General features: G+C 51.6%; 19 protein-coding genes and 1 tRNA gene. 11 read left to right on the forward strand and 9 right to left on the reverse strand.

Features of this window, described 5'->3' with window-relative positions; translation table 11 throughout:
* The first annotated feature begins 796 nt into the window (after window positions 1-796).
* Both ACWPW2_RS17955 and ACWPW2_RS17960 read left to right on the forward strand, forming a co-directional pair.
* The gene (locus ACWPW2_RS17955; RefSeq protein WP_454124493.1) at window positions 797-2,812 is read left to right on the forward strand and encodes an ATP-binding protein; all 2,016 of its coding nucleotides are present in this window, start codon (window positions 797-799) and stop codon (window positions 2,810-2,812) included.
* Window positions 2,813-2,834: 22 nt separating this feature from the next.
* Window positions 2,835-3,266 carry a hypothetical protein gene (locus ACWPW2_RS17960; protein WP_454124495.1) on the forward strand — a complete coding sequence of 144 codons (432 nt, stop codon included), beginning with the start codon at window positions 2,835-2,837 and terminating at the stop codon, window positions 3,264-3,266.
* Between the two features lie 391 nt (window positions 3,267-3,657).
* Here the strand turns inward: ACWPW2_RS17960 and ACWPW2_RS17965 are convergent, their stop codons facing one another.
* The 4 genes from ACWPW2_RS17965 to ACWPW2_RS17980 form a co-directional block, all read right to left on the reverse strand.
* Window positions 3,658-5,214 carry an RNA-directed DNA polymerase gene (locus ACWPW2_RS17965; RefSeq protein ID WP_454124497.1) on the reverse strand — a complete coding sequence of 519 codons (1,557 nt, stop codon included), beginning with the start codon at window positions 5,212-5,214 and terminating at the stop codon, window positions 3,658-3,660.
* A gap of 118 nt (window positions 5,215-5,332) precedes the next feature.
* The gene (locus ACWPW2_RS17970; protein WP_454124499.1) at window positions 5,333-7,222 is read right to left on the reverse strand and encodes a DUF262 domain-containing protein; all 1,890 of its coding nucleotides are present in this window, start codon (window positions 7,220-7,222) and stop codon (window positions 5,333-5,335) included.
* Between the two features lie 812 nt (window positions 7,223-8,034).
* Window positions 8,035-8,110, reverse strand: a tRNA-Phe gene (locus ACWPW2_RS17975).
* Between the two features lie 105 nt (window positions 8,111-8,215).
* Window positions 8,216-8,935 (reverse strand): DUF554 domain-containing protein, encoded by a 720-nt coding sequence (locus tag ACWPW2_RS17980; protein ID WP_279794174.1) that lies wholly within the window; start codon window positions 8,933-8,935, stop codon window positions 8,216-8,218.
* A 398-nt stretch (window positions 8,936-9,333) separates the two neighbouring features.
* Here ACWPW2_RS17980 and ACWPW2_RS17985 point away from each other — a divergent pair, with 398 nt between their 5' ends.
* Entirely contained in the window at window positions 9,334-11,469 is a 2,136-nt protein-coding gene (locus tag ACWPW2_RS17985; protein WP_023480980.1) for an ornithine decarboxylase, read from the forward strand.
* A gap of 24 nt (window positions 11,470-11,493) precedes the next feature.
* Here the strand turns inward: ACWPW2_RS17985 and ACWPW2_RS17990 are convergent, their stop codons facing one another.
* Both ACWPW2_RS17990 and ACWPW2_RS17995 read right to left on the reverse strand, forming a co-directional pair.
* Entirely contained in the window at window positions 11,494-12,186 is a 693-nt protein-coding gene (locus tag ACWPW2_RS17990; protein WP_042716834.1) for a response regulator, read from the reverse strand.
* On the reverse strand, window positions 12,176-13,810 hold the full coding sequence (locus ACWPW2_RS17995) for an ATP-binding protein (RefSeq protein WP_454124502.1): 1,635 nt from the start codon (window positions 13,808-13,810) through the stop codon (window positions 12,176-12,178). The genes ACWPW2_RS17990 and ACWPW2_RS17995 overlap by 11 nt, the downstream gene beginning before the upstream one ends.
* A gap of 335 nt (window positions 13,811-14,145) precedes the next feature.
* Here ACWPW2_RS17995 and ACWPW2_RS18000 point away from each other — a divergent pair, with 335 nt between their 5' ends.
* The 8 genes from ACWPW2_RS18000 to citG are packed head-to-tail and all read left to right on the forward strand — an operon-like array spanning window position 14,146 to window position 21,500.
* Window positions 14,146-15,510, forward strand: coding sequence for a 2-hydroxycarboxylate transporter family protein (locus ACWPW2_RS18000; protein ID WP_454124504.1), 1,365 nt, complete (start codon window positions 14,146-14,148; stop codon window positions 15,508-15,510).
* A 22-nt stretch (window positions 15,511-15,532) separates the two neighbouring features.
* Entirely contained in the window at window positions 15,533-16,399 is an 867-nt protein-coding gene (locus ACWPW2_RS18005) for a fumarylacetoacetate hydrolase family protein (protein ID WP_454124506.1), read from the forward strand.
* A 16-nt stretch (window positions 16,400-16,415) separates the two neighbouring features.
* A complete protein-coding gene (gene citC, locus ACWPW2_RS18010) occupies window positions 16,416-17,435 on the forward strand; it encodes a [citrate (pro-3S)-lyase] ligase (protein WP_042716828.1) in 1,020 nt (339 codons plus the stop codon).
* Between the two features lie 18 nt (window positions 17,436-17,453).
* Window positions 17,454-17,747, forward strand: coding sequence for a citrate lyase acyl carrier protein (gene citD / locus ACWPW2_RS18015; protein ID WP_313275496.1), 294 nt, complete (start codon window positions 17,454-17,456; stop codon window positions 17,745-17,747).
* Window positions 17,744-18,619: a citrate (pro-3S)-lyase subunit beta gene (gene citE, locus ACWPW2_RS18020; protein ID WP_128483982.1), complete on the forward strand. Its 876-nt coding sequence runs from the start codon at window positions 17,744-17,746 to the stop codon at window positions 18,617-18,619. The genes citD and citE overlap by 4 nt, the downstream gene beginning before the upstream one ends.
* Window positions 18,620-18,629: 10 nt before the next feature.
* Complete coding sequence (gene citF / locus ACWPW2_RS18025; protein ID WP_454124509.1) at window positions 18,630-20,156, forward strand: citrate lyase subunit alpha; 1,527 nt, start codon at window positions 18,630-18,632, stop codon at window positions 20,154-20,156.
* Complete coding sequence (gene citX, locus ACWPW2_RS18030; RefSeq protein WP_454124511.1) at window positions 20,153-20,692, forward strand: citrate lyase holo-[acyl-carrier protein] synthase; 540 nt, start codon at window positions 20,153-20,155, stop codon at window positions 20,690-20,692. Before citF ends, citX begins: the two co-directional genes overlap by 4 nt.
* Complete coding sequence (citG, locus tag ACWPW2_RS18035) at window positions 20,670-21,500, forward strand: triphosphoribosyl-dephospho-CoA synthase CitG (protein WP_454124513.1); 831 nt, start codon at window positions 20,670-20,672, stop codon at window positions 21,498-21,500. The genes citX and citG overlap by 23 nt, the downstream gene beginning before the upstream one ends.
* Before the next feature lie 355 nt (window positions 21,501-21,855).
* On the opposite strand, the gene ACWPW2_RS18040 is transcribed toward citG, so the two are convergent.
* The 3 genes from ACWPW2_RS18040 to ACWPW2_RS18050 all read right to left on the reverse strand — a co-directional run bounded on the left by ACWPW2_RS18040 (window position 21,856) and on the right by ACWPW2_RS18050 (window position 24,817).
* On the reverse strand, window positions 21,856-23,109 hold the full coding sequence (locus tag ACWPW2_RS18040; protein WP_279794185.1) for a nucleoside permease: 1,254 nt from the start codon (window positions 23,107-23,109) through the stop codon (window positions 21,856-21,858).
* A 245-nt stretch (window positions 23,110-23,354) separates the two neighbouring features.
* Window positions 23,355-24,437, reverse strand: a complete 1,083-nt coding sequence (gene mltC, locus ACWPW2_RS18045; protein WP_023480727.1) for a membrane-bound lytic murein transglycosylase MltC — start codon at window positions 24,435-24,437, stop codon at window positions 23,355-23,357.
* Between the two features lie 104 nt (window positions 24,438-24,541).
* Window positions 24,542-24,817 (reverse strand): oxidative damage protection protein, encoded by a 276-nt coding sequence (locus ACWPW2_RS18050; protein WP_020455176.1) that lies wholly within the window; start codon window positions 24,815-24,817, stop codon window positions 24,542-24,544.
* Between the last annotated feature and the right edge of the window lie 4 nt (window positions 24,818-24,821).

Here is a 24,821-nt window from a genome sequence, read left to right on the forward strand (position 1 = left end):
TAAAGATCTTTAAGGCAATCTGTAATAGAAGGCTGTAAAAGGGAGAACTCCTTGTTGTGATCTATCTCACGTTTTATCGTGAATTAATAATAGCGTGAATAAATAAGAATTTTATTGTCGCGTTAATGTTTAAATACTATAGATAAAATAAATAGCATTTCCCTTTTTTGAATAATATTAATTTTTAAAATGCACTCATAGGTATTAATTAATATGAAGCGCGGTGTGTGGCGAATAATCGAACGAAATTTGATGAAGAGCCCATGCTCCAGAAACGAAAAACCCCCGCCGAAGGCGAGGGTTAAGAATTAGTGGTGCCCGGACCCGGACTAACGCCGAAGGCGTTGAACAGCGCGCTTGTCGCGCTGGCCCCGAAGGGGTGAGCCGCTTGCGGCGAATAATCGAACGAAGTTCGATGGAGAGTCCGTACGCCAGAAAGCAAAAAACCAGCCCGTAGGCTGGTTTCTTTGAAATAGTGGTGCCCGGACTCTGAATCGAACCAAGGACACGGGGATTTTCAATGCCTTTAAAACTGCTGTGAAAAGCAGCAAGACAAAGTGCCAAAGTGGCTAGTTTTTATCTAAGCCCCTTGCTTTTGGGTCAAAAACGGCCACATGCTAGTATGTTTCTAAACGATTGGCCATGCTTATGTCTGAACTTCTACTGTGATGGTTCTACCAAGATGCTACCTTTTCAATATATGAAGTGAAGGGTACTTTTTGAACGTAAGAATTATGATAAACTTTCGGGCATTAGAATTGTATGTTCTCTAAACCTTCAAGGACGGACACTACCCATGAGCAAAAGAGAGTTTGTCGGTACAACAAACATTACTCATGCTGGTATCAAGAAACTTTTTACTCGCTGGAAGGATGAACCTTCGCAGGCGGTTGTCGAACTAGTAGCAAATGGATTCGATGCAGGAGCCAGTAAGGTTGATGTCCAAATCAAACGGAATGATCTTGGAGGGCTGGAATCTGTATCGGTGTTAGATAATGGTTCCGGCATTAATATTGATAAATGTGAAGAACATTTTTCAAGATTTAATGAGTCCCTTAAACAAGGAAATGATGATTTACAAGGTGCTCATGGTAAGGGACGCTTATCTTTTCATTTGTTTAGCCAGGAAGCAATTTGGTTTACCCGTTATCAAGGGCACGACTTTAAGATTACGATAAATAGCGAAAGCCTTCGAGATTTTAAGGTTGTAGAACTTCTTGAATCAGAACAACATGCATCCTTAAGAAATTTGCAAAATGGAACATGTGTTGTTTTACGGCATTTTACCAAAAATTTGCCTGGTAATGATCCTATCATCAAGAAACTGCAAAATAATTTCGGCTGGCGACTGTCATTAAATAAAAATAGAAAACTTTTTCTAAATGATGTTGAAATCAGTGTTCCGCTGAATGTATCTATTGAAAAAAATATTGAATTTGATAATTTCACCTTTAATGTCTTGTTTATTCGCTGGGTAAGTAAGCCTGGTGTTGAAAAATCATATAATTATCTTGTTAATAATCAAGGTAGAATTGTTTTTCGAGAGTTAAGTAGTTTTAACCATAAGCCAAATTTTTATCTTAGTACCTATACTCGTTCTGAGTGGGTGGAGCTTTTTGATATTCATGATTCTAGTTTGAATTTTAGTGACGAGCAAAAAATCAGTATTAGTTCTGATGAATATAGAAGATTGAAATCAGAAATTCAAAAAATAGGAAAGGAAATTTATGATAATTTCTTAAAAGAGTTTGTGGATGAAAAAATATTTGAGTATGAAGAAAAAGGATATTTTCCATCTTATTCTAATCTTTTAGAAGTGGATGCTCAATGGAGAATGCAGACCATAAAAAACACAATAAGTAGTATTTATTATGCTGATCCATCGATCTTCTCAAATTTAAAATCCAAACAAGCTAAGATTCTTATACATCTTATCGATAAATTAATGGTATCTAATGAAAATGGCGAGCTTTTTGATGTATTAGAAAGCATCCTTGAATTAGATCATAAAAGCCTGTGTGAATTACAATCTCAAATAGAGAAAACATCACTTCAGAATATAGTTTCTACTATTGAAGTTTTGCAGCGTAGAGAGTCTGCTGTTCAGAAATTAAAGGAAGTTGTAGTAAGTCATTATGATAAGGTAAGAGAAACACCTGACCTACAACTTGTCATCGAGAATAATACATGGTTATTCGGCAATAAATATACCATGTTAGGTGCTGAGGAAGATGATTTTCAGAGAATAGCCTATAATTTGAGAAATCACGTTAAGGGCATAGATACGCTTACATCAGATGATTTTGATCAAAATGATCTTGCTGATGGACTGGATATTGATGGAGTCCGCAGACAGGTAGATCTCTTTCTTGCAAGACGACGAGTTGAGTTTAATGGCCGTGGTGAAAGCTACTTCCAATGTACGATTATAGAGATAAAAAAACCGAGTGTTTCTTTAAATGAAAAACATCTTAAGCAATTGAAAGATTACGCAAAAATAATCCTTCAACACCCTGGTTTTTCGATGGAAAATATGAGGTTTGAGTTGATTCTTGTTGGCAGAAAAATATCCAGCTCTGATTTTGAAATTGGTGCTGCGTTAGAAACTGCGGAAGCACGAAATGAACCAGGCTTAGTGTTTGATGTGAAAAATGGTCGTATAAAAGGATATGTTAAAACTTGGGGTACTATATTCTCAGAGTTCGAGTTGTCTAATAATTATTTGCTTAATAAACTAAAGCTTAGAAGAGAGTATTTAGATGGTTTTGATGCAGAGGAGCTAATACAAGACCTGCATGAACCGACTCAATAATTTTAATTGGTGATGTAATTAAATGGAAATTAAAGACAGTGATTACTACAGCATCAAAAAAGAGATAAGATTTTACGCCAGAGATATGAATCAATGGTGGAAGGATCTACAAAAAGACTCTGTGGCAGAATGGTTATTGCTTACAACTATTGGTTGCTGGGGGATACCTAACCACTTATTCCAAATGTTGGCATTCATTCTTACAATTTTATTTTTTACTGGTAAGCTCAAAGTTCTTCAGCGAAAGTATTCATTTGTTAAGTCAGAGAGGGTGATTTTAGGAAAGATCATGAAAGATAATATTCCTGAAAAAGAAAGAGAGATGCTTATTTATCGTTTAGGTAAAATAAAGAAATTCAGGCGTAACAGAAATATCATTTTCGTTCTCAAGAGAAATTGGCGTTTTATCTTTGGATATACTTTCTTGATGGTTTCTTTTGTCTATAATTTATAAGTAAATATAATAATTGGAATTTTAGATTGAAAAATAGACCAGTCAAATATATTGCATTGACTGGTCGTTATTATAATGTCATATTCTAAAACGGGTCGTTTTCTGTGTCGGTTACGTTATTTATGCATCTGAAAAGCTGACGGCGAAGCTTGTGTTTTTCATTCTGGTAGAATCGCATTGCGGATGCGCAAAGTGATGAAATCAACTTCACTATGTGTTTACCAAAGTTAACAAGAAGACCATGCTTTATCTTTTCGCTGGCTGTTCTGAATTTAATGATAAAACTGAACTGATATGCGATTATGTTAGTAAGATCATAAGTATATTTAAACACACCCCCCTAATTTTAAATTAAGAGGAGGGGTTAATTATTTAAAGGTGCTTTCTAATTTCAACCACTCAATCCCTCAACCGAGCCATCTGTATCAATTGGACTTTCGGCCGTAATAGTTGATGAGAGATGTTCATTATAGAAAAAAACACCTGAATTCAACAGGAACCTATAACACTCATTTTGACTAATCGGGTTTTGGTTCGATATTGGTTGAAACCATTCTTTTGCAAGCATCTCATAGACAAACATCCACATATCGCCTGACAGTTCTTCCATAACCATCATTTCTTCATAAATAGAGAAGTCAGGTATGAAGTTCATGAGCCCTTTTTGCCAGCAATCGCATAATAAAATTGCAACAAATGGATCTCTCATTGGCACTACATTTTTAACAACGACTTCTGGTACAGATATACCTAGTACCAAATAAAGCCATAAGCAATAAGCAACCTCGTTTCCATGGCCAAGTGAGCTTTCAGTTATTGATAATTGCTTCAAAATATGAGAAATATTTTCAATGTTCTGAATATAACCTATTCTTTTATATTTTATAAGCTGATTGACGGTGTATTTCAATGTGCTGCTATCAGCTGTAACGCATTGCAATATAAAGTTTTCAAAGACTGGGTAGTTTTCAGTGGTAACATTCACTTCAAATGTTCTTGATACTGCATATTTTAATATTGATTCCGTTGGTAAATCTTTTGCTGCCTTGAATGCTATGTTGAAGTAATGGATTAAATCTGATTTCTGACCTCCAATTGTATCTCTAAAGGAGAATGCTCTTAGTTCTGAAATTGCTAATGGCTCGAATTCAATCGGTAGTTGTATGATTTCCGTTTTCAAGGGGTTCAATGCTAACTCATATTCGTTTAACAGTTCCTGCATTGTTGTTAATGCAGATTCTGCTTCCCCAATTGTATTAAATCCTAAGAAATAATCATCTATATATCGTAAGCCACTGCTAATTCCTTTTTCACTAAGCTTAAGATCAATATTTGCTAACAGAGACTCTGCAATGATGAGTGATGTGTCTGGACCAATAGGGATTCCTATTGTTTGTCCATCTTGCGAATCTTGTAAATGCTTATCTAATAAATTCCCAAATAAACCATTACTTCTGTTTTTTTTTGCAATGTCTTTTGTATGGTAAGTCCATGCAATGCTATGAGTATAGATCGAATGGTAAAATCTGCTTATATCTGTTTTAAGTATGTATTTATGCTTACTTCTAAGTTTTGCATGGATGTCTGGCAGTTCATTTAGTGAACACCTTGGATTAAATGCTCTGTTGCCATTACTAGCAGTGTCTGGAGTTGTCAACGATATTGTTGATTTACTTGCGCATTCGAGTATGTCGTGCCAGTTTTCAGTTATTGTTTCACTTAATCTAAAGAAGTTGACGGGATTTGGTATCCCGAGCTTTCTCCGTAGTGTTCCTTTTCTGGAGATATTATGAATGGCACACTTACTTATGAATTTTCCGGTTCTAAATAATGGAGGTAGATTATCGTATCCATTAGCAATTGCTCGTGCATATTTTTCCGTAGAGAAAGGAGATAGAGCCTCTTTAGGAAAATATCCTTTTGATAATAATTTCTCTAATAAAGTCATTTTTGTATTTCTCAACTCAATGTCATTATGGTTCTAATCGCAGTGGACTAGCTATGTTGTCGATACATCAAAATGCTAATAATGTTGTACCTTATATAATGCCGCCAGAATCAGTTTATTAATCGCCTTTCGCCCACATTCTCAGTGCAGCATTCCCCAGCAACTCGCTTCGGGCGAGAATTTGCTCCTCATCCCATTTATCCATAGCGATCAGTGGCACGTTCAAGCGCAGGCTGGTATGGGTAATAAGACCATCCCGTTTCTTAAGGAACGCAGAGTGTTGGGCCGAACGATTCACGCTGAGGTTGAGCAAGGTTAGATTTCCCAGCGTTGCGATAGCTTGTTGCCGTTTCCAGACAAGTTGCTGCTCGTGTGTAAGCTCAGCGCCGGCCAGAACTATCTGATTCACTGACGTCGCGTCTGAATTTGTCACGGTATGCCCATTTTCGAGAGGCCAATGGGAGTACCAGTTTTGAGGCATGAGGTGATCAATATCGAGACTGGAAAGGTTTGGAACAACTGGCTCCTCAGTTTTCACCGAGCGACGAAGTTCCCCCTCAAGCTCGGTTAGCATTGAGCGCATCTTCTGCGCATCAAGCCTGCCAGGGTAAAGTCGTGCAGAGGTGCAAGCATTGAGGAATTCTGAGTCAGTTGGCCAACGGGAGGCCTCACCATTTAAGCTATTAAGGGTGCTGCGTAACTCAATACTGGAAATGCCGGTTTTAGCTAAGTGACGCACGACATTCATAAAGACGTTGTTATAGTTCTTGGGCGTCAGGCCACACACCGCTCTTCGTACCACATACGAGACAAGATCGTTGTACATGGTTGTCTTTTCAGCATCAGAGATGTCAGCAACTGAAATGAGCAATGCAAGAGGATAAATCGTGGTCACGTCATAGGCTGAGATGCGTCGACCAAGGCACGCGATAGGAGTTGTGCCCAAACCACCGATCAGTTCTTTGTATTGAAGAGCATATCTATTGAGGAGTTCAACCTGCTGATCGGCTCGGTGTGAAGGCGAGCCCTTAGTTACATAGTCCCGATATTCATTGTAAAGGCGAGAAAGGTCTACTTCACGTTGCTTTTCTGCTTGCAGTGTTGCGTGAATTAGCCACTCTAGGCGAGGTTTGTTTATACGACCACGGCGTTGTTTTTCAGTCCAGTACGAATCTTCAAAGGGTTTCCAGTTATTTTCATACAACGTAGCGGCATTGATGCCATCATGTTCAGCGCGCATAAAAATATAGTTGCGAATGAGGTCCGTCGCATGAAGTTCAGCGCCCCGGCCATTTAACGTTTCAAAAATGATTTGAGCGTCGTCTTCTGCCTCAAGAGATATGCTGACCAGTTTCAGGTCTGCCATGACAGCTTCAATCAACGCCTCTGCATTTTGTTGTAAGGAGTGACCCTCCGGGCGAATCCACTTGATAAAGTTGCCACTAAAGAACCACAGCGCCTCCAGTGACGGAGGATGGCTGAAATGCTTACGCAGTGTGCCATGCAATGTAAAGCTATCAGAGAAAAGCTTACGGAGGTCATCGACATTATCAACGTTAAGACTTTGAATAAAGTGAGCTTGATCGCGAAATGTTGGCCACAGCTTGAAGCGTTCGACCTCTTTATTTCGCATTGTTGCTTCGTTTGTGTTTTGCAAGCAAGGCAGCACTAGCATCTCTAAATCGGAAAGGCCAGTTGCACGCAAGGCCAGTCGGATGGACGCCAGAATATATTGAAGCGTAGTCAGTCGTTGCTGACCATCGATAATGTGCAGAGTGTCCACACCCATCAAGCCGTTCTTGAGTTGTGGTTCCAGCACTACCGCGCCAAGAAAATGGGGAGTTGGTTTTGTACCCGAGAGCCGGATCTGTGCTTTTTCGGTTATATCTTCCAGCAAAGCAGTCCACTGATTTCGTTGTGTCCATACATAAGCTCGCTGGTAGAAGGGAACGCAATATTGTCGGCGATCCTGGAATATTTGCTGGACGGTTAGTGTCTCGGATTTCATTGGTTACCTTTATGCGGCATGAAAACAGTGAGAGATTTATGAGCGTCAGAAACGGCATCAGCTAGCCGCTATTCTTCGCTCATATTTTGTGAGTACACTGGTTTAATTGATTAAATTACACATATTCGATTTACAATCTGCCTATAATTAACTGATTTTATTAACTTCATTTGAATAATACAAACGAATAGTACTGCATGTAATGTAGAGATTGTGTGGCTCCTATTGAGGTTTATTAAGGATATAAAAATGTCCTAGTACTTTCGGGGGGAGGCATTCCAGTGGCCTTGTAAAATTGTCTATCTAAACAATGGCGTAAAATGTCCGCTTATGGCTGTGAGTTCAACGGATCTATCCAGCGATAGCCTCAATATCACTTACTGAAGGCTTAGCAGTGGCTGGGAAAAGTTGGTTGAAGGAGTGCTCATAACAAATTTTATTGAGAACAGTGAACAACGTCGGGAATTCTTTCCGGGATTGTGAGGGATTGAGCAAACCTACCGTGCGGTAGTGTTTTGCACATATCAGAATCAAGCGATGATACTTTCCTATCCTAGACCGGACAAAGACCGGATTCTGCCTTGCTGTGATGAGTCTATCAAAGAGGTATACAAGTTTGACATAGTGTTTACTGTCCGTTTGAAGCTGAACTGACAACGACACTGTGACCGGAAGGGCAGGGAGTAGCTAAAGAGAAATGCTCATGCTGGAGAGAAGGAACAGGGAAGTGTCATTAGCGGCCATCACGACCAGAAATCTACCGGAACCGTAGAAAAGCAAAAACCCGCCTTTTGGGCGGGTTCTTTAAATAGTGGTGCCCGGACTCGGAATCGAACCAAGGACACGGGGATTTTCAATCCCCTGCTCTACCGACTGAGCTATCCGGGCAACGGGGCGCATTAAACCTGATTCAATTCGCTCCGTCAACGAAATTTCTTCATTTCGTCACAGAGTGCACAATCTATCACCACTTTCTGCCCATTGCACGCGCACTCAGGCAAAAAAGGCCGTCCAGAGGGCGGAAATCGGCATCGCCAGCACCAGCGCCGGCAGCATATTCGCCACGGCAAACATCTTTATCCCGCAGATGCGCAGCCCGGTCGCCAGCAGCAGGATCCCGCCGACGGCGGTAAAATCCCCCATCATCGCCGGTGTGGTGAGCGGCAGAATCAGCGTCGCGCAGGTGGCGAGCGTCAACTGAATAATCAGCATCGGAACCGAGATGATCGCCACGGCGAAACCGAGCGAGGTGGCAAAGATCAGCGCGGTAAAGAAATCGAGAAACGCTTTAGCAATCAGAATGCTGGGATCGCCGGTCATCCCTTCGCGCATGGCGCCGAAAATCCCGGTCCCGCTGGCGCAAAAAAGAATAATGATCGCCACCAGGCTCTGAATAAACGACTCATGGGCGCTGGACGCTGACTCAACCGCCTTGCGCTTCTGCGCCAGCTTGCGCAGGGCGTTAACGCCGCCGCCGATGCCGCGCTCAACATAACAGAGCTCGCCGATAAGTGTGCCGAGTAGCGTCGCCAGCACCATCACCGGCAGGTTGACGCATTTGACCACCAGTAAAATGCCGATGCCCAGCGAAGCGAGGCCAAAAATGGAGGGCATTGATGAGCGCACGCGCTCCGGTAAACGGTGGCTCATCAGCGCACCGAGCGTGCCGCCGATCAGCACGGCAGCCGCGTTAATAAAAGGACCTGTCAGCACGTTCACACTCCTGAAGTGCCATAAAAATGAATAAGAAGGCGCATACCATAGCATTTTTATGCGCGGCGAAGTGCCACCCAGGTTGCGCCTGCGGGTTAAAAATGACATGATTGCGCGAATTTTCATCCATCTGACGGGGCCGCCTGATGCTGTACATTTCAGCCGCTGACACTGCGTTTCACGCCCGTGCCAAGGCCATTCGCCCCCGCTTATCGTCACTCTTTCTCACCATGCGGTGAGGGTAGCGCACGCTCACCGCAGGACAACAGTAAGATCAGCGGTTTTCTGCTTTTACTGATGTCTGGCGTCCGGAGCTGATCCCAGCCAGACATTTTCGTTGGGCGAAGCCACCGCTTCGTCCGGGGCTTTTTACTCCCCTGAAACGGGTATTCGTGCTTATGAACTCACTGAAAATTGCCGTCAGCCGCGAGCTGCTCTCCACACTCTCAACCCACCGCGAGGTGATCTCCCTTGAGAGTACCGATTTCACGGATGTGGCGGCAGTCGTCATGACGGTAGCGGAGAGCCGCAGCGGCATTCTCGCGCTGCTCAAACGCACTGGTTTTAATCTGCCGGTCTTTCTCTTCTCCCGCGAACCGGTTACCGCGCCCGAAGGCGTGACGGCGGTGATTAGCGGGCGCGATCAGGAGTGGCTGGAGCTGGAAGCCGCCGCCTGTGATTATGAAGCGACGCTGCTGCCGCCGTTCTTCGATACGCTGCGTCAATATGTCGAGATGAAGAACAGCACCTTCGCCTGTCCCGGCCACCAGCACGGCGCATTCTTTAAAAAGCACCCGGCAGGCCGCCAGTTTTATGACTTTTTCGGTGAGAACGTCTTTCGCGCCGATATGTGTAACGCCGACGTGAAACTTGGCGATTTGCTGATCCACGAAGGCTCCGCCAAGCACGCGCAGAAGTTTGCCGCCAAAGTGTTTAACGCCGACAAAACCTACTTTGTGCTTAACGGCACCTCCGCTGCTAATAAAGTGGTGACCAATGCGTTGCTGACGCGCGGCGATCTGGTGCTCTTCGATCGTAATAACCATAAATCCAACCACCACGGCGCGCTGATTCAGGCCGGGGCGACGCCGGTCTATCTGGAAGCGGCGCGCAATCCGTTTGGCTTTATCGGCGGCATTGACGATCACTGTTTTGATGAAACTTATCTGCGCACATTAATTAACGATGTCGCGCCCGATAAGGCCAAACAGCCGCGCCCGTTCCGCCTGGCGGTGATCCAGCTTGGTACTTATGACGGCACGATCTACAACGCCCGCCAGGTGATCGATAAGATCGGCCACCTGTGCGACTACATCCTGTTTGATTCGGCGTGGGTCGGTTATGAGCAGTTTATCCCGATGATGGCCGACTGCTCGCCGCTGCTGCTCGATCTGAATGAGAACGATCCGGGGATCTTCGTCACCCAGTCGGTGCATAAGCAGCAGGCGGGCTTCTCGCAAACCTCGCAGATCCACAAAAAAGATAACCACCTGCGCGGCCAGGCGCGCTTCTGCCCGCACAAGCGGCTGAATAACGCTTTTATGCTGCACGCCTCCACCAGCCCGTTTTATCCGCTGTTTGCCGCGCTGGATATCAACGCCAAAATTCACCAGGGCGAGAGCGGGCGCAGGCTGTGGGCCGAGTGCGTAGAGCTGGGCATTGAGGCGCGCAAAGCGATCATCGCCAACTGCAAAATGATCCAGCCCTTTGTGCCGCCGGTGATCGGCGGTCGCCCGTGGCAGGATCATCCTACCGAGCTTATCGCCCGCAAGCGGCGCTTCTTCAGCTTTGAGCCGGGCGACAAGTGGCACGGTTTTGCCGGCTACGCCCAGGATCAATACTTTGTCGATCCCTGCAAGTTGCTGCTGACCACGCCGGGCATTGATGCGGAAACGGGTGAATACACCGATTTCGGCATTCCGGCGACCATTCTGGCGCACTATCTGCGTGAAAACGGCATTGTGCCGGAGAAGTGCGATCTCAACTCGATCCTCTTCCTGCTGACGCCTGCCGAAAGCGCAGAGAAGATGGCGCAGCTGGTGGCGATGATCGCCCAGTTTGAGCAGCATATTGAAGATGACACGCCGCTGGCCGACGTGCTGCCGACCATCTTTAACAAGTACCCGGTGCGCTACCGCGATTACACCCTGCGCGAGCTATGCCAGGAGATGCACGATCTCTACGTCAGCTTTGACGTTAAAGATCTGCAAAAAGCGATGTTCCGCAAAGAGAGCTTCCCGGCGGTGGCGATGAATCCGCAAGATGCCAACAGCGAGTTTATTCGCGGCAACGTCGAGCTGGTGCGCATCAGCGAGGCGGAAGGGCGCATTGCGGCAGAGGGCGCGTTGCCCTATCCGCCGGGCGTGCTCTGTGTGGTGCCGGGTGAAGTGTGGGGTGGAGCGGTGCAGCGCTACTTCCTCGCGCTGGAGGAGGGGGTTAACCTGCTGCCCGGCTTTTCGCCGGAGCTACAGGGCGTCTACTCGGAAACCGATGCCGATGGCATCAAGCGCCTTTACGGCTACGTACTGAAGTAATCACCGTGCCGCCTGGGATGCTTCTCAGGCGGCCGCACGGCGGTAAATGCGCCGCGGGTGACCAATCTTGCCATACTGCATCTCCACCGCCAGAAAGCCCGCTTCGACACAGTGTTCAAGGTAGCGACGGGTGGTGGTTTTGCTCAGCCCCGTTTCGCTTACCACCTCATCAACGGAAAAACAGCGCGCCTCGTCGTCGGCGAACAGCTTCTGCACCAGCGCCAGCGTGCTCTCTTCAATCCCTTTGCTGCCGTTATCCTGGCGGTAATTTTTCGACTGCAACTGATAGAGGGTGTCGACGTTCTGCTGGTCGACAATCTTCCACACCCTCTGCTGCTCGGTGAACTGCACAAAGCGCTCCAGCGACTGGCTTAAGCGCTTCCACGACACCGGTTTGAGAATGTAGTCGAAAGCACCGTTGCGGATCGCCTGGCTACAGGTGTCCATATCGCTGGCGGCGGTAATAAAGATCACCGAACAGTTAGCGTTGATAATCTCGGGGTCGCTAATCAGCGTGATGCCTTTGCCATCCGGCAGGTAGTTATCCAGCAGGATGAGCTGCGGCTGTCGCTGGCTAAGAAGTGTTTTCGCTTCCGCCAGCGATGACGCCATCCCCACCAGCCGCAGGCGCGGATGTTTACTCACCAGTTCAGCGTTGAGCTGCGCCAGCGTCTCTTCATCTTCGACGATCAGCACGTCTATCGGTTCATGTTGCATACATCTCATCCACGGTGGCGACGGGGCGCTGCGCGCTGCCCGTTTCAGGTATAAACAGAGAAAAGACCGTACCGCGCGGGGCGTTGGCCGAGACCTCGATCGAGCCGCCCGCCTGGGTGACATAGCTGGCGATCAGATAGAGGCCAATGCCGTGATCGCCGCGGCGTTTGGTGGTCACCCCGCGCTCAAAAATGCGATCGGCAATCGCCGGATCGATCCCAATGCCGCGATCCGCCACTTCAATGATCAGCTCCCGCTCGTTAAGCAGGATCAGTACATCAACCGGATCGTGCGGCAGGGTGGCGCGCTGGGTCGCTTCAATGGCGTTATCCAGCAGGTTGCCGATGATGGAGATCAGCTCCGCTTCCGCCAGCCCCCGGCATGGGCGATCCATGTGGCTTAAAGGATCGAAGTTTAGCTCCACGCCCTTCTCCCGCGCGCGCGCCGCTTTGCCCAGCAGCAGGCCGCAAATGGTCGGCGAGGTGAAGCGCGAAGAGATAAAGTCCAGCAGCTCCTGAGCGTGTTCCGACTGGGCCTGAATATAGTTCACCGCTTCGTCGTAACGCTCCATATGCAGCAGGCCGGAAAGGGTGGTCATGCGGTTAAGCTGCTCGTGGCGCATAATGCGCAGGTTGTCGGCATAGCGCTTCACCTGGCTTAACTGCGCGCTCAGGCTGTCGATCTCATTGCGATCGCGAAAGGTGATCACCCACCCTTGCAGGCTATCTTCGAGCATAATGCGCACCCGGCTGGCGATCACCGTCAGGTGGTTGAAGCGGCAAATCTCATCATGGGTGTCGCTCTCCAGCATCGTCCCGGCGGCAAAAAAGGGCACCGGCGCAATCACATCGCTAATCGCATGGCCCCGCAGGGCGCGGGTCGGCTGGCTCAGCCCGAGCAGCTTACGCGCCGCCTGGTTGATCACTTCAATGCGTGACTCGCTATCAATGGCAATCACCCCTTCGTAGATCGACTCCATCATCGCCTTCTGCTGGCGCACCAGCAGGCCAATCTCGCGCGGCTCAAGGGAGAAGATCTGCTTTTTAATGCTGCGGGTAAAAAACCAGGAGAAGACAAACAGCGCGACGAGCAGCAGCACGGCGGCAATAAAAATATTAATCACTTTGCCGAGGGTGATGGCATCCAGATAGCTGGTCAGATACCCAACCGAGACAATGCCAATCACCCGGCCATTATCATCAAAAATCGGCGCTTTACTGCGTAGCGAAATGCCCAGCCCGCCTTTGCGAATAGTGGTGGTGCTTTTGCCCTGTAATACTTCCGCGTTATCGCCGCCGACCAGCGTTTTTCCCACCACATCTTCATGTACGGAGTGAAATAGGTGCAGGCCTTTATTATCACCAATCACAATAAAGCTGGCGTCGCTGTGGGAAACCACTTTATGCATAAACTGATTAATGGCTGGAATATTCTTATCGGCAACGGAACGGCGTAAATTCGGAATAATCGCGATCTCTTCCGCCTGTATTTTCGCGCGTGCGCTCATCTCCTGATAGAGCTGGCGGCCGACGTCCTTGTAATAATAAACGCCCAGCAGGACGAACAGGCCGGAGAAGAAAAGCACCAGCGAGATAAACAGTTTGATTTGAAAGGAGACTTTCATAACGACACGCGCAGCAATAAGGAAAGGCTCAATGTACCACTTTTCCCACTATGCGTGAGCAGTTTGCGGGAAACTTGTGATCCCTTACACAGCGCATGTTGCTGTTGAAAAACAAGCCGTTACAACCTCCTGTTACGATTTGTTATTAAGTTGTATTTCCTTTTAAAAAAACCATAAAAACCACGGCAATAAATAAGAGCCGGCTCACGCAAAATAGAAGAAACCATAAAAACCATAGATGCCTTAAAAACTCTGGTTTTATTATGCTTGCCCTCACATAAAGTGCGTATTTAGCCCACTACGCTGTAAGCACAAAATAACGAAGGGGCTTAATTATGAGCACAACTGACGATTCATTCTCTGTACCCGGAAAGTCGCGAACGCTTGATAAGACATCACTGAAAGATAAGTGGTGGCACATTATGGATAGCTGGAAAGTCGGGATTATTCCGCTGCCGCTGTTTCTGCTGGCGGGGGCATTAATTGCCGTCGACTGCCTGGGCGGTAAATTGCCGAGCGATATCGTAGTCATGGTCGCTACGCTGGCCTTCTTTGGCTTCGCCTGCGGCGAGTTTGGTAAGCGGCTGCCGATTGTTGGCAAGCTGGGTGCGGCGGCGATTTGCGCCACCTTTATCCCCTCGGCAATGGTCTATTACGGCCTGCTGCCGGATGTGGTGGTCGAGTCCACCACCAAGTTCTACAAATCGACCAACATTCTCTATCTCTACATCTGCTGCATTATTGTCGGCAGCATTATGAGCATGAATCGCACCACGCTCATTCAGGGCTTCCTGCGCATCTTCTTCCCGATGCTGTGCGGTGAAATCGTCGGCATGCTGGTCGGCATGGGCGTTGGCATGGCGCTCGGCATGGAGCCGTTCCAGGTCTTCTTCTTTATCATTCTGCCGATCATGGCAGGCGGTGTGGGCGAAGGCGCGATCCCGCTGTCGATTGGTTACGCCACGCTGCTGCATATGGATCAGGGCGTTGCGCTGGGGCGCGTGCTGCCGATGGTGATGCTCGGCGGGCTGACAGCGATCATTATCTCCGGCTGCCTGAACCAGCTCGGTAAACGCTTCCCGCACCTGACCGGTGAAGGCCAGCTGATGCCTAACCGCAGTAACGGCGACGAACCGGCCTCTGCGACCCCGGCCTTCTCCGGTAAAACCGATGTCACGACCATTGCTGCAGGCGCGCTGCTCGCCGTGCTGCTCTATATGATCGGTATGCTCGGCCACAAACTGATTGGCCTGCCCGCACCGGTCGGCATGCTGTTTGTCGCAGTGCTGATTAAGCTCGCCCACGGCGTCTCGCCGCGCCTGCTGGAAGGTTCGCAGGTGGTCTACAAATTCTTCCAGACCTCGGTCACTTACCCGATCCTCTTCGCCGTTGGCGTGGCTATTACGCCGTGGGAAGAGCTGGTTCACGCCTTCACCATCAACAACCTCCTGGTGATTGTCAGCACCGTCTCCGCGCTGGTCGCGACCGGCTTCTTCGTCGGTAAAAAGATCGGTATGCACCCGATTGATGTCGCCATCGTCTCCTGCTGCCAGAGCGGGCAGGGCGGCACCGGCGACGTCGCCATTCTTACCGCAGGTAACCGTATGAGCCTGATGCCGTTCGCACAGATCGCTACCCGCATCGGTGGGGCAATTAACGTCTCCATCTCGCTGCTGGTGCTCGGCAACTTCCTCGTCTGATTCAGGAATTACAGGAACTGATATGAAACTCGCAAGCTTTGTTCACCAGGGTATCCGCAGCTACGGCATCGTCAGCGCGGAAGGCATCGTCAACCTCGGCCAGCGCCTGGGTGACCGCTACGCTGATTTAAAAGCGCTGCTCGCCGCCGACGATGGTCTGGCGCAGGCCGCGCGCTACAGCGAAGAAGCCGCCGATCTACGTTTCGATGAGATCGCCTTTCTGCCGGTGATTGATAACCCGGGGAAAATCCTCTGTGTCGGGATGAACTACGCCGAAAAGCGCAAAGAGTTCGACCAGCACAACCCGGCACCGACGCTGTTTGTGCGCTTCGCCGATTCGCAAACCGGCCATAACGCGCCGGTGGTGAAACCGCGCCACTCCAGCGAGTTCGATTACGAAGGCGAACTGGCGGTGATTATCGGTAAAGGCGGGGAGAATATTGCCCGCGAAACGGCCTTAAGCCATGTGGCGGGTTACAGCTGCTATATGGATGGCTCCGCGCGGGACTGGCAGCACAGCTGGTTTACCGCCGGGAAAAACTGGCGGCAGACCGGGGCATTTGGCCCGTGGATGACCACCGCCGATGAGATCCCCGACCCGCACACACTCGCCATCCGCACCTGGCTCAATGGCCGTATGGTGCAGGATGACACCACCGCCAGCATGATCCACAAAGTTGCCGAGCTTATCGAATACATCAGCACCTTCACCAGCCTGACGCCGGGCGATGTGATCATCACCGGTTCACCGGGGGGCGTCGGGAAAAAGCGCACCCCGCCGCTGTTTATGAAGGCGGGCGATCGCATCGAAGTGGAGATCGAGAAGATCGGGCATCTCAGCAATGTGATCGTGGAAGCGCCGGAGCAGGCGCTGGCGGCAGCGCACTAAGGACGAAGGCCATCTGATGCACACACGACCCTCCATCGACTTCCGCATTGCGGAAGTCAACGGTAACACGCCCCGGCTTGAGCGCATCCGCTCGCTGTTAGCCGACAGCGGATTAGGCATGGACAGCGACATCACGACCTTCGTTGAAGCCTGGTCGGGAGAGCAACTGGTGGGGTGTGCAGGCCTTGCCGCGAACGTCATCAAATGCGTGGCGGTTGATGCGCAGCTTCGCGGCGAAAACCTCAGCGCCCGGCTGCTGGCGGAAGTGGAGAACCTGGCGCTGGCGCGCGGCCACTTCCACCTCTTTCTCTGCACGCGCCCCTGCAACCGGGAGCGCTTTCAGCACAGCGGCTTCTGGCCCATCGTCCAGAGCGGCAATAATGCGGTGCTGATGGAGAACACGCCGTCGGGCATTGAGCGCTACTGCCGCTCGCTGCGGGCAAAGCGGCTGGCGGGTAAGCGCATTGGCGCCATCGTCATGAACGCCAACCCCTTTACCCTCGGCCACCGCCATCTGGTGGAGCAGGCGGCAAAAGCCTGCGATGCCCTGCATCTGTTTGTGGTGCGCGAAGATGCCTCGTTTTTCCCCTTCGCCGCGCGGCTGAAGATGGTGAAAGCGGGCGTGGCGCATCTGGCAAATGTCACGGTGCATGAGGGCTCACAGTACATCATCTCCCGCGCCACCTTTCCGGCCTACTTTCTGAAAGAGACCGGCAAAGTGCAGCAGGCGTGGAGCGAAATCGACCTGCTGATCTTTCGTAACCACATCGCCCCGGCGCTCGGCATTACCCACCGCTTTATTGGCAGCGAACCCTTTTGCGCGGTGACCCGCCAGTACAACAACACCATGCACCAGATGCTGGCGGGCGCGGTTGAGGTGGTGGAGATCCCACGCATTAAAGCCGCAGGCACGGCGATTTCGGCGTCCGAAGTGCGCCGTTTATTAAAAACACACCAGTTTTCCCGCATTCGGGAAATCGTACCGGATACCACTTTCGCGCACCTTGAAGCTCATTACAGCGTGGAAGTCGCTTAAAAATCAGGACTAATAACTATGAAAATTGTACGGGAGGCGCTGGCGGGAACCCTCGAATCCAGCGACCTGATGGTGAAAATCGCCCCTACCGACGGTGAGCTGGAGGTGGTGGTGCGCAGTGAAGTGATCAAGCAGTTTGGCGATCAGATCCGCCGCGTGGTGAATGAGACGCTGCGCGCGATGGAGATCCGCCAGGGCTTAATCATCATTGAAGATAAAGGCGCGCTGGATTGCGTGATCCGCGCCCGTCTGCAAAGCGCCTTGTTGCGCGCTGCGGAAGAGAAGGAGATCGCGTGGGGGACATTGTTGTGAAAAAACTTCGTCGTAGCATGCTGTTTCTGCCGGGCGCTAACGCCGCCATGCTTTCCACCGCCTTTATCTACCGCCCCGATTCAATCATGTTTGACCTCGAAGATGCGGTGGCGCTACGCGAGAAAGACACCGCGCGCCTGCTGGTCTTTCATGCTCTGCAACATCCGATGTATCAGGATATTGAAACCGTGGTACGCATCAACCCGCTGAATACCCCGTTTGGCCTGCCGGATCTCGAAGCGGTAGTGCGCGCCGGCGTTGATGTGGTACGCCTGCCGAAAACCGACAGCCCGGAGGATATTTACGAACTCGAACGTCACCTGGAGCGCATCGAGCTTGCCTGCGGGCGGGAAGTGGGATCAACCCGCGTGATGGCGGCGATTGAGTCGGCGATTGGCGTGATTAACGCCGTGGCAATTGCCCGCAGTTCGCAGCGGCTGATCGGTATTGCGCTGGCGGCCTTCGATTACGTAATGGATATGCAGACCGAGCGCGGCGACGGCACCGAACTCTTCTATGCGCGCTGCGCGGTGCTGCACGCCGCCCGCGCTGCCGGTATCGACGCTTTCGACGTGGTGTGGTCAGACGTCAATGATGAAGCCGGGTTCATGCGCGAAGTGGAGCTGGTGCGCAAGATGGGCTTTAACGGCAAATCGCTGATTAACCCGCGCCAGATTGACCTGCTGCATAACGCCTATGCGCCGACGCAGCAGGAGGTCGATCACGCCAAAGTCGTGATTGAAGCGGCAGAGGAGGGGGAGCGCAACGGCCTTGGCGTCGTCTCCCTGAACGGCAAAATGATCGACGCCCCCATTATTAACCATGCGCAGATGGTGCTGGAACGCGCGGCGGCGTCCGGCGTGCGTCGTTAAGGAGAAAACCATGAACCAAACCGAGCTGCTTCACGTCAACTTTCCCCATCTGCGTGAATTAAAACCCTTCGATACCGCTCACAGCGCCACGCCGTGGCTGGCGGATGATGACGCCAGGCTAAACCGTAAACTCTGCGCCTCGCTGGAAGAGGCGATTGCGCGCAGCGGCCTGCGCGATGGTATGACCATCTCTTTCCATCACGCCTTTCGCGAAGGCGACCGGGTGATCAATACCGTGGTGGCAACCCTTGCGCGCCTCGGCTTCAAAAACCTGACCCTCGCCTCCAGTTCGCTGATGACCTGTAACGATGAGCTGATTGAGCATATTCAGAGCGGCGTGATCGGCAAAATTTACACCTCCGGCATGCGCGGCAAGCTGGCGGATGCCATCTCCCACGGGCTGATGAAGGAGCCTGTGCAGATCCACTCCCACGGCGGGCGGGTAAAACTGTTGCAGGATGGCGAGCTGAGGATCGATGTCGCCTTTCTCGGCGTGCCGTGCAGCGATGCCTTCGGTAACGCCAACGGTACGCAGGGGAGATCCTGCTGCGGCTCGCTCGGCTACGCGATGGTTGACGCTGAATTTGCCGATAAAGTGGTGCTGCTGACCGAAGAAGTGGTGCCGTTTCCCAATATGCCCGCCAGTTTGAGCCAGGATCGGGTGGATCTGATTGTCAAAGTGGAGAGCGTGGGCGATCCGGCGAAAATCAGCGTCGGTGCCGCGCGCGTCACTAGCAACCCAAGAGAGTTGATGATTGCCCGCTATGCGGCGGATGTGATTGAGCACTCCGGTTACTTCCGCGACGGCTTTTCAATGCAGACCGGCTCCGGTGCGGCATCGACTGCGGCGACCCGCTTTATGGCCGAGAAGATGGAGCGCCACGGCGTAAAAGCCCGTTTCGCCCTCGGCGGCATTACCGGCAGCCTGGTCGAACTGCATGAGAAGGGGCTGGTTGAGAAGCTGCTCGATACCCAGTGCTTTGACGGCGAAGCGGCGGCTTCGCTACGCCGTAATCCCAATCATGTGGAGATCTCGACCAACGTTTACGCCAACCCCGGCGGTAAAGCGGCAAGCTGCGACCAGCTGGACGTGGTGATCCTCAGCGCGCTGGAGATCGATATCGATTTTAACGTCAACGTGATTACCGGTTCGGATGGCGTGATGCGCGGCGCGTCCGGCGGCCACTGCGATGTGGCAGCGGCGGCAAATCTGACCATTGTGGTTGCCCCACTGCTGCGCAGCCGCATTCCGACGGTGGTGAAGCGCGTGACCACCCGCCTGACGCCGGGGGAGAGCATTGACGTGCTGGTCACCGACCACGGCATTGCGGTCAACCCGGCGCGCCCGGAAGTTCGCGAACGTTTAGTGGCGGCAGGGCTGAAAGTGGTCGATATCGAGACGCTCTATCAGCGGGCGATTTCGCTTACCGGCGAGCCAAAACCGATCGCCTTTACCGACCGGATTGTCGGGGTGATCCGCTATCGCGACGGCAGCGTGATTGACGTTGTGCGCCAGGTAAAAGAGGAGGAGCTATGACCACGATGACTCCCGAGCGTACCGGTGTCAGCCTGGAGGCGCTGCTGGCGGCGAAAGAGAACCGCGCCGCGCGGCAGGCTGACTGGCTTCGCCACTATCAACAACCGATTATCTCCCTGACGCTGGTTACCCCGGGCGCGGTGAAAGATACGATGCGCTATCGCAACACTATGGGCGTGGCGTTACAGGCCTGCGACCAGATGCTGTGGCAGCGCGGCTGGCAGATGCTCGACCGCCAGGTGCTCTGGCTGCCAACCGGGGCAGAAGCGATGTGGTGCGTGGCCCATCCGGCGGCGGAGTTGAAAGCGCAGTGCATTGAGCTGGAGCAGACCCATCCGCTCGGCAGGCTGTGGGATTTTGATATCTTCTGCCCGCAAAACGGCCAGGTTGGCCGCCATTCACTGGATCGCAGCACCCGCCGCTGTCTGGTGTGCGATGAACCGGCGCACAGCTGCGCCCGCTCCCGCCGTCATCCGCTGGATGAGGTAGTGAGCCGCGTTGAGGAGCTGATCAATGGCTGGTTTACCCGCGACTAAACCCGTGGTGGCTTTTGTGCCTGCGCTGGCGGCGCGGGCGCTGCGCATGGAGCTGGATCTCACCCCGAAGCCGGGGCTGGTGGACAGGGCAAACAGCGGCGCGCACCGCGATATGGATTACGCGCTGTTTCTCGCCAGTATCGACGCCATTACGCCGTGGTTTGCCCGCTTCGAGCAGGCGGGTTTTGATAATGCCCATAAACCGGCGGCGGCGCAGTTACGGCTGATTCGACCGATGGGGATTGCTTGTGAGCAGGCGATGTTTGCCGCCACCCACGGAGTGAACACCCATAAAGGCGGCATCTTCTCACTCGGGCTGCTGTCGTTTGCGGCCGGGCGGCTGCGGAGGCTGGATTGGCAACTGAGCGCGGATGCGCTTTGTGATGAGGTAAGCGCGATTTGCCGCGGGCTGGTGGCGCGCGAGCTTGCCGGGCGGGCGCAGGCGATCACGGCCGGGGAAAAGCAGTTTCGCGACTATGGCCTGACCGGCGCGCGCGGCGAGGCGGAGCAGGGGTTTATTACCGTGCGCCGTGCGGTGTTGCCCTTCTGGCAGCAGGAGCAGGGGGAGCGGCGCTTGCAGCACGCGCTGCTCAGGCTGATGGCGGTTAACCGCGACAGCAACCTGGTGTCGCGCGGCGGCCTGGCGGGGCTGCGTTATGTGCAGGCTTATGCGCAGCAGCTATTAGCCACCGGATGGGAGAAAGATGATTTACGCCAAATGGATCAGGCGTTGATTGCGCGACATTTAAGCCCCGGCGGTAGCGCCGATCTGCTGGCGGTAGCGTATGTGCTGGCGATGATCCCGTAACCCGCCAAGGTATCCGATGGTTCCGTAGGCCGGATAAGGCAACGCCGCCATCCGGCAAAATGGCACCGTGCCGGAAGATGTGGTTTCGTAGGCCGGATAAGGCATCGCCGCCATCCGGCAATGGGTACAAATGCCTGATGGCGCTGCGCTTATCAGGCCTACGGACGTGCATCGATTATGTGTCAGCGCCGACATACCTGAAGAGGCTGTTTCGTAGGCCGGATAAGGCAGCCGCCAACCGGCAATGGGTACAAATGCCGGATGGCGCTGCGCTTATCAGGCCTACAAAACTTCGCTTATCAGGCCCACAAAATGATACCCATAAAAAACCCGGCGCTCAGGCCGGGTTTTCTGTTTACGCTTTCTGCGTCACGCCAGATGGCTCGCGCACATGCTTGTACTTAAACAGCATCACGAAGGCGACGGCCAGCACCAGCGAGTAACCGGCGAAGATCAGCCATACGGTTTTCCAGTCGGTAAGACCGGCGGTGGTGTACATCTCCACCACTTTGCCGCTCACCATCCCGCCGAGGATACAGCCGAAACCGTTGGTCATCATCAGCAGCATACCCTGCGCGCTGGCGCGGATTTCCGGGTTTACCTCTTTCTCAACAAACACCGAGCCGGAGATGTTGAAGAAGTCGAAGGCGCAACCGTACACGATCATCGACAGCACCAGCAGCACGGTGCCGAACGGCGTTGGGTCGCCGTAAGCGAACAGACCAAAGCGCAGCACCCAGGCGAGGATACTGATCATCATCACGTTCTTAATGCCGTAACGGCTAAGGAAGAACGGAATGGCGAGGATAAAGACGGTTTCTGAAATCTGCGAAATCGACATCATCACCGACGCGTGGGTAACGATAAAGCTGTTAGCGAACAGCGGATTCGAGTCGAAGCTGTGCAGGAAGGTGTTGCCGAACATATTGGTGATCTGCAACTCCGCGCCCAGCAGCATGGAGAAGATAAAGAAGATCGCCATACGTTTGTTTTTATACAGCGCAAAGGCATTCAGGCCGAGCATCTCCACCCAGGTCTGCTTCTGCTTGCTGTTAGCTACCGGAATGTGCGGCAGCGTCAGCGCAAACACGCTCAGCAACAGCGACAGCGCCGCGCCAATGTAGAGCTGCATATGGCTTAACTCAAAGCCGGAGAAGCTCACCGCCCACATGGCGAGGATAAAGCCGATGGTGCCCCAGATACGAATCGGCGGGAAATCGGTGACGATATCGTGCCCGGCAGATTTAAGACGGAAATAGGAGATGGAGTTCACCAGGCTCAGCGTCGGCATATAGGCCAGCGAGTTGAGCAGAATAATGGCAAACATCGCGCCCGGCGTGGTGACGCCTGCGGCGATAAACAGCGTGATCGCACCGACCAGATGACAGAGGGCATAAACCCATTTTGCGCTGAGCCACTTATCGGCGACGATGCCTAAAAGGGTTGGCATAAACAGCGAGGCGATACCGAGGGAGCTGTAGACCGCGCCGACTTCCGCGCCCTGGAATTTCAGGGTCACGATCATGTAAGAGCCAAGTGTCGTCAGCCAACTGCCCCACAGGCAGAACTGCAGAAAGATGATCACTTTCAGCTGCAGCTTAAGATTCATGCTTTTTTCCTCGCAAAGGAGACGGTTGTCGTTGTAATGGGCAGATATACTGCGATTTGTGGCGGCACTTTATCACTTTGCGGCGGCGTTGTTTGTTACGTACGACAGAAAAATGCAATCTTCGTCTGATTGCATTCTTATTAAGTGATCTTGATCACGCTTTTACGCAACCGATTGCGAGGGCCAGAAGGCGGGCTTATGCCCTTTTACCTGCAAAGGTAAAAAGGCATAAACCACAAGGGGCGTTAATTACGACGGTAGGTTTTCTGTGCGGCGTTCACTTTGTAGAGATAGCGGCGTGATTCAGCAGAAGGGTGGCGCGTGGTAAGCGTTTCATACACATCGCCCGGCGACATGGTATTGATGATATTCGCCGCCTGCACTTTATCCGCCGAGAAGACGCGTAGCACGCTGCCCGCGCCGCCGTTATAGGCGGTGATCACCGCATAGCGCCGTGAGGTCGGGTTGCTGATACCGCCAAGATAGATATTGTTAAGCATCGCCAGATAAGCGGTGCCGGTATCAATATTGCTCTGCGGATCGAAGAGATAGCTGCGGTCCGGCGTGCCGGATTTACCCTGCGCGCGGAAGACATCTTTCCCGGCGCTGTGCTGCACCACCTGCATCAAACCGAGCGCATCGGAGCGGCTCACCGCATAGGGGTTGAAGGAGGATTCCGTCTGCATAATTGCCAGAATCAATGACTCTTCGACGCCATACTTATGCGACGCTTTGCGCACCATGCCCATATATTTATGCGCACGTTTATCGAGGTGGTTCGGCACCAGGTTAATGGTGATGCTGGAGATCACGCGGATGCCGCTGGTGCGGGTTTTCAGCCGCGTTTGCAGCAGATAGTCGGCATATTTTTCCGCGCGCCACTGCCAGCGAATCGCTTCGCCGTTGTTATCCAGCACCTGGCCATAGAGGAAGGGCTGTTTGGAGATGGTAATGTCGTCGGTGTCGGAGTAGAGATCGATAGAGCCGGGATCGTCGCCCATCAGCAGCGTTTTAACGATCGCCGCGCGCAGGTGCGCCGCCGGATCGGTCGCCGAGATGGTCTCAACCGTAATCGTCCCTTCATCAAAGTTGATGTGGCTTCGCGTCTGGTACTGATCGGTATACTTAACGTAATCCTTAGGGCCTGCGATCAGTACTTCGTTAAAGCCCCATAAATTCTCAATATTGTGGGCGAACTGGCCCATCAAAATGTCAAAACCGTTGGTGTCTTTGATCCAGGCTTCGTTGTAGTCTTCGCCGGATTTATTAGAGCTGGAACAAGAGATCAGCAACGGCGCGATCATCGCTAGCGCTAAAAATTTTTTCATCATTCCGGATGCAGTTGTGTTTGATTACAGCGCCTGAGACGCTCGCGAACCGGCAATGCCTTCCCTGGATTTATGGCACTGCCGGCGGGTTTAAACCACGACGCCTATTTTTTTTCTTGTGGCGTGTAGCCTTCAATGTGCACGTCTTTGCCTTCAAACAGGAAATTGACCATCTCCTCTTCCAGCAATTTACGGTGCTCGACGTTCATCATGTTGAGTTTCTTCTCATTGATCAGCATCGTCTGCTTCTGCTGCCACTGCTTCCAGGCCTCTTTCGAGATCTCGTTATAGATGCGTTTACCCAGGTCGCCCGGATAGAGCTGGAAGTCTTGCCCTTCCGCTTCGCGTTGCAGGAAGGTACAAAAAATGGTTCTGCTCATAATC

The sequence above is a fragment of the Kosakonia sp. Marseille-Q7440 genome, assembly GCF_965119485.1.

What these genes read in the sequence shown, in the direction of transcription:
- ACWPW2_RS17955 (WP_454124493.1), top strand. Translation starts at nt 797, where the DNA reads ATGAGCAAAAGAGAGTTTGTCGGTACAACAAACATTACTCATGCTGGT.
- ACWPW2_RS17960 (WP_454124495.1), top strand. Translation starts at nt 2,835, where the DNA reads ATGGAAATTAAAGACAGTGATTACTACAGCATCAAAAAAGAGATAAGA.
- ACWPW2_RS17965 (WP_454124497.1), bottom strand. Translation starts at nt 5,214, where the DNA reads ATGACTTTATTAGAGAAATTATTATCAAAAGGATATTTTCCTAAAGAG.
- ACWPW2_RS17970 (WP_454124499.1), bottom strand. Translation starts at nt 7,222, where the DNA reads ATGAAATCCGAGACACTAACCGTCCAGCAAATATTCCAGGATCGCCGA.
- ACWPW2_RS17985 (WP_023480980.1), top strand. Translation starts at nt 9,334, where the DNA reads ATGAACTCACTGAAAATTGCCGTCAGCCGCGAGCTGCTCTCCACACTC.
- ACWPW2_RS17990 (WP_042716834.1), bottom strand. Translation starts at nt 12,186, where the DNA reads ATGCAACATGAACCGATAGACGTGCTGATCGTCGAAGATGAAGAGACG.
- ACWPW2_RS17995 (WP_454124502.1), bottom strand. Translation starts at nt 13,810, where the DNA reads ATGAAAGTCTCCTTTCAAATCAAACTGTTTATCTCGCTGGTGCTTTTC.
- ACWPW2_RS18000 (WP_454124504.1), top strand. Translation starts at nt 14,146, where the DNA reads ATGAGCACAACTGACGATTCATTCTCTGTACCCGGAAAGTCGCGAACG.
- ACWPW2_RS18005 (WP_454124506.1), top strand. Translation starts at nt 15,533, where the DNA reads ATGAAACTCGCAAGCTTTGTTCACCAGGGTATCCGCAGCTACGGCATC.
- citC (WP_042716828.1), top strand. Translation starts at nt 16,416, where the DNA reads ATGCACACACGACCCTCCATCGACTTCCGCATTGCGGAAGTCAACGGT.
- citD (WP_313275496.1), top strand. Translation starts at nt 17,454, where the DNA reads ATGAAAATTGTACGGGAGGCGCTGGCGGGAACCCTCGAATCCAGCGAC.
- citF (WP_454124509.1), top strand. Translation starts at nt 18,630, where the DNA reads ATGAACCAAACCGAGCTGCTTCACGTCAACTTTCCCCATCTGCGTGAA.
- citX (WP_454124511.1), top strand. Translation starts at nt 20,153, where the DNA reads ATGACCACGATGACTCCCGAGCGTACCGGTGTCAGCCTGGAGGCGCTG.
- citG (WP_454124513.1), top strand. Translation starts at nt 20,670, where the DNA reads ATGGCTGGTTTACCCGCGACTAAACCCGTGGTGGCTTTTGTGCCTGCG.
- ACWPW2_RS18040 (WP_279794185.1), bottom strand. Translation starts at nt 23,109, where the DNA reads ATGAATCTTAAGCTGCAGCTGAAAGTGATCATCTTTCTGCAGTTCTGC.
- mltC (WP_023480727.1), bottom strand. Translation starts at nt 24,437, where the DNA reads ATGAAAAAATTTTTAGCGCTAGCGATGATCGCGCCGTTGCTGATCTCT.
- ACWPW2_RS18050 (WP_020455176.1), bottom strand. Translation starts at nt 24,817, where the DNA reads ATGAGCAGAACCATTTTTTGTACCTTCCTGCAACGCGAAGCGGAAGGG.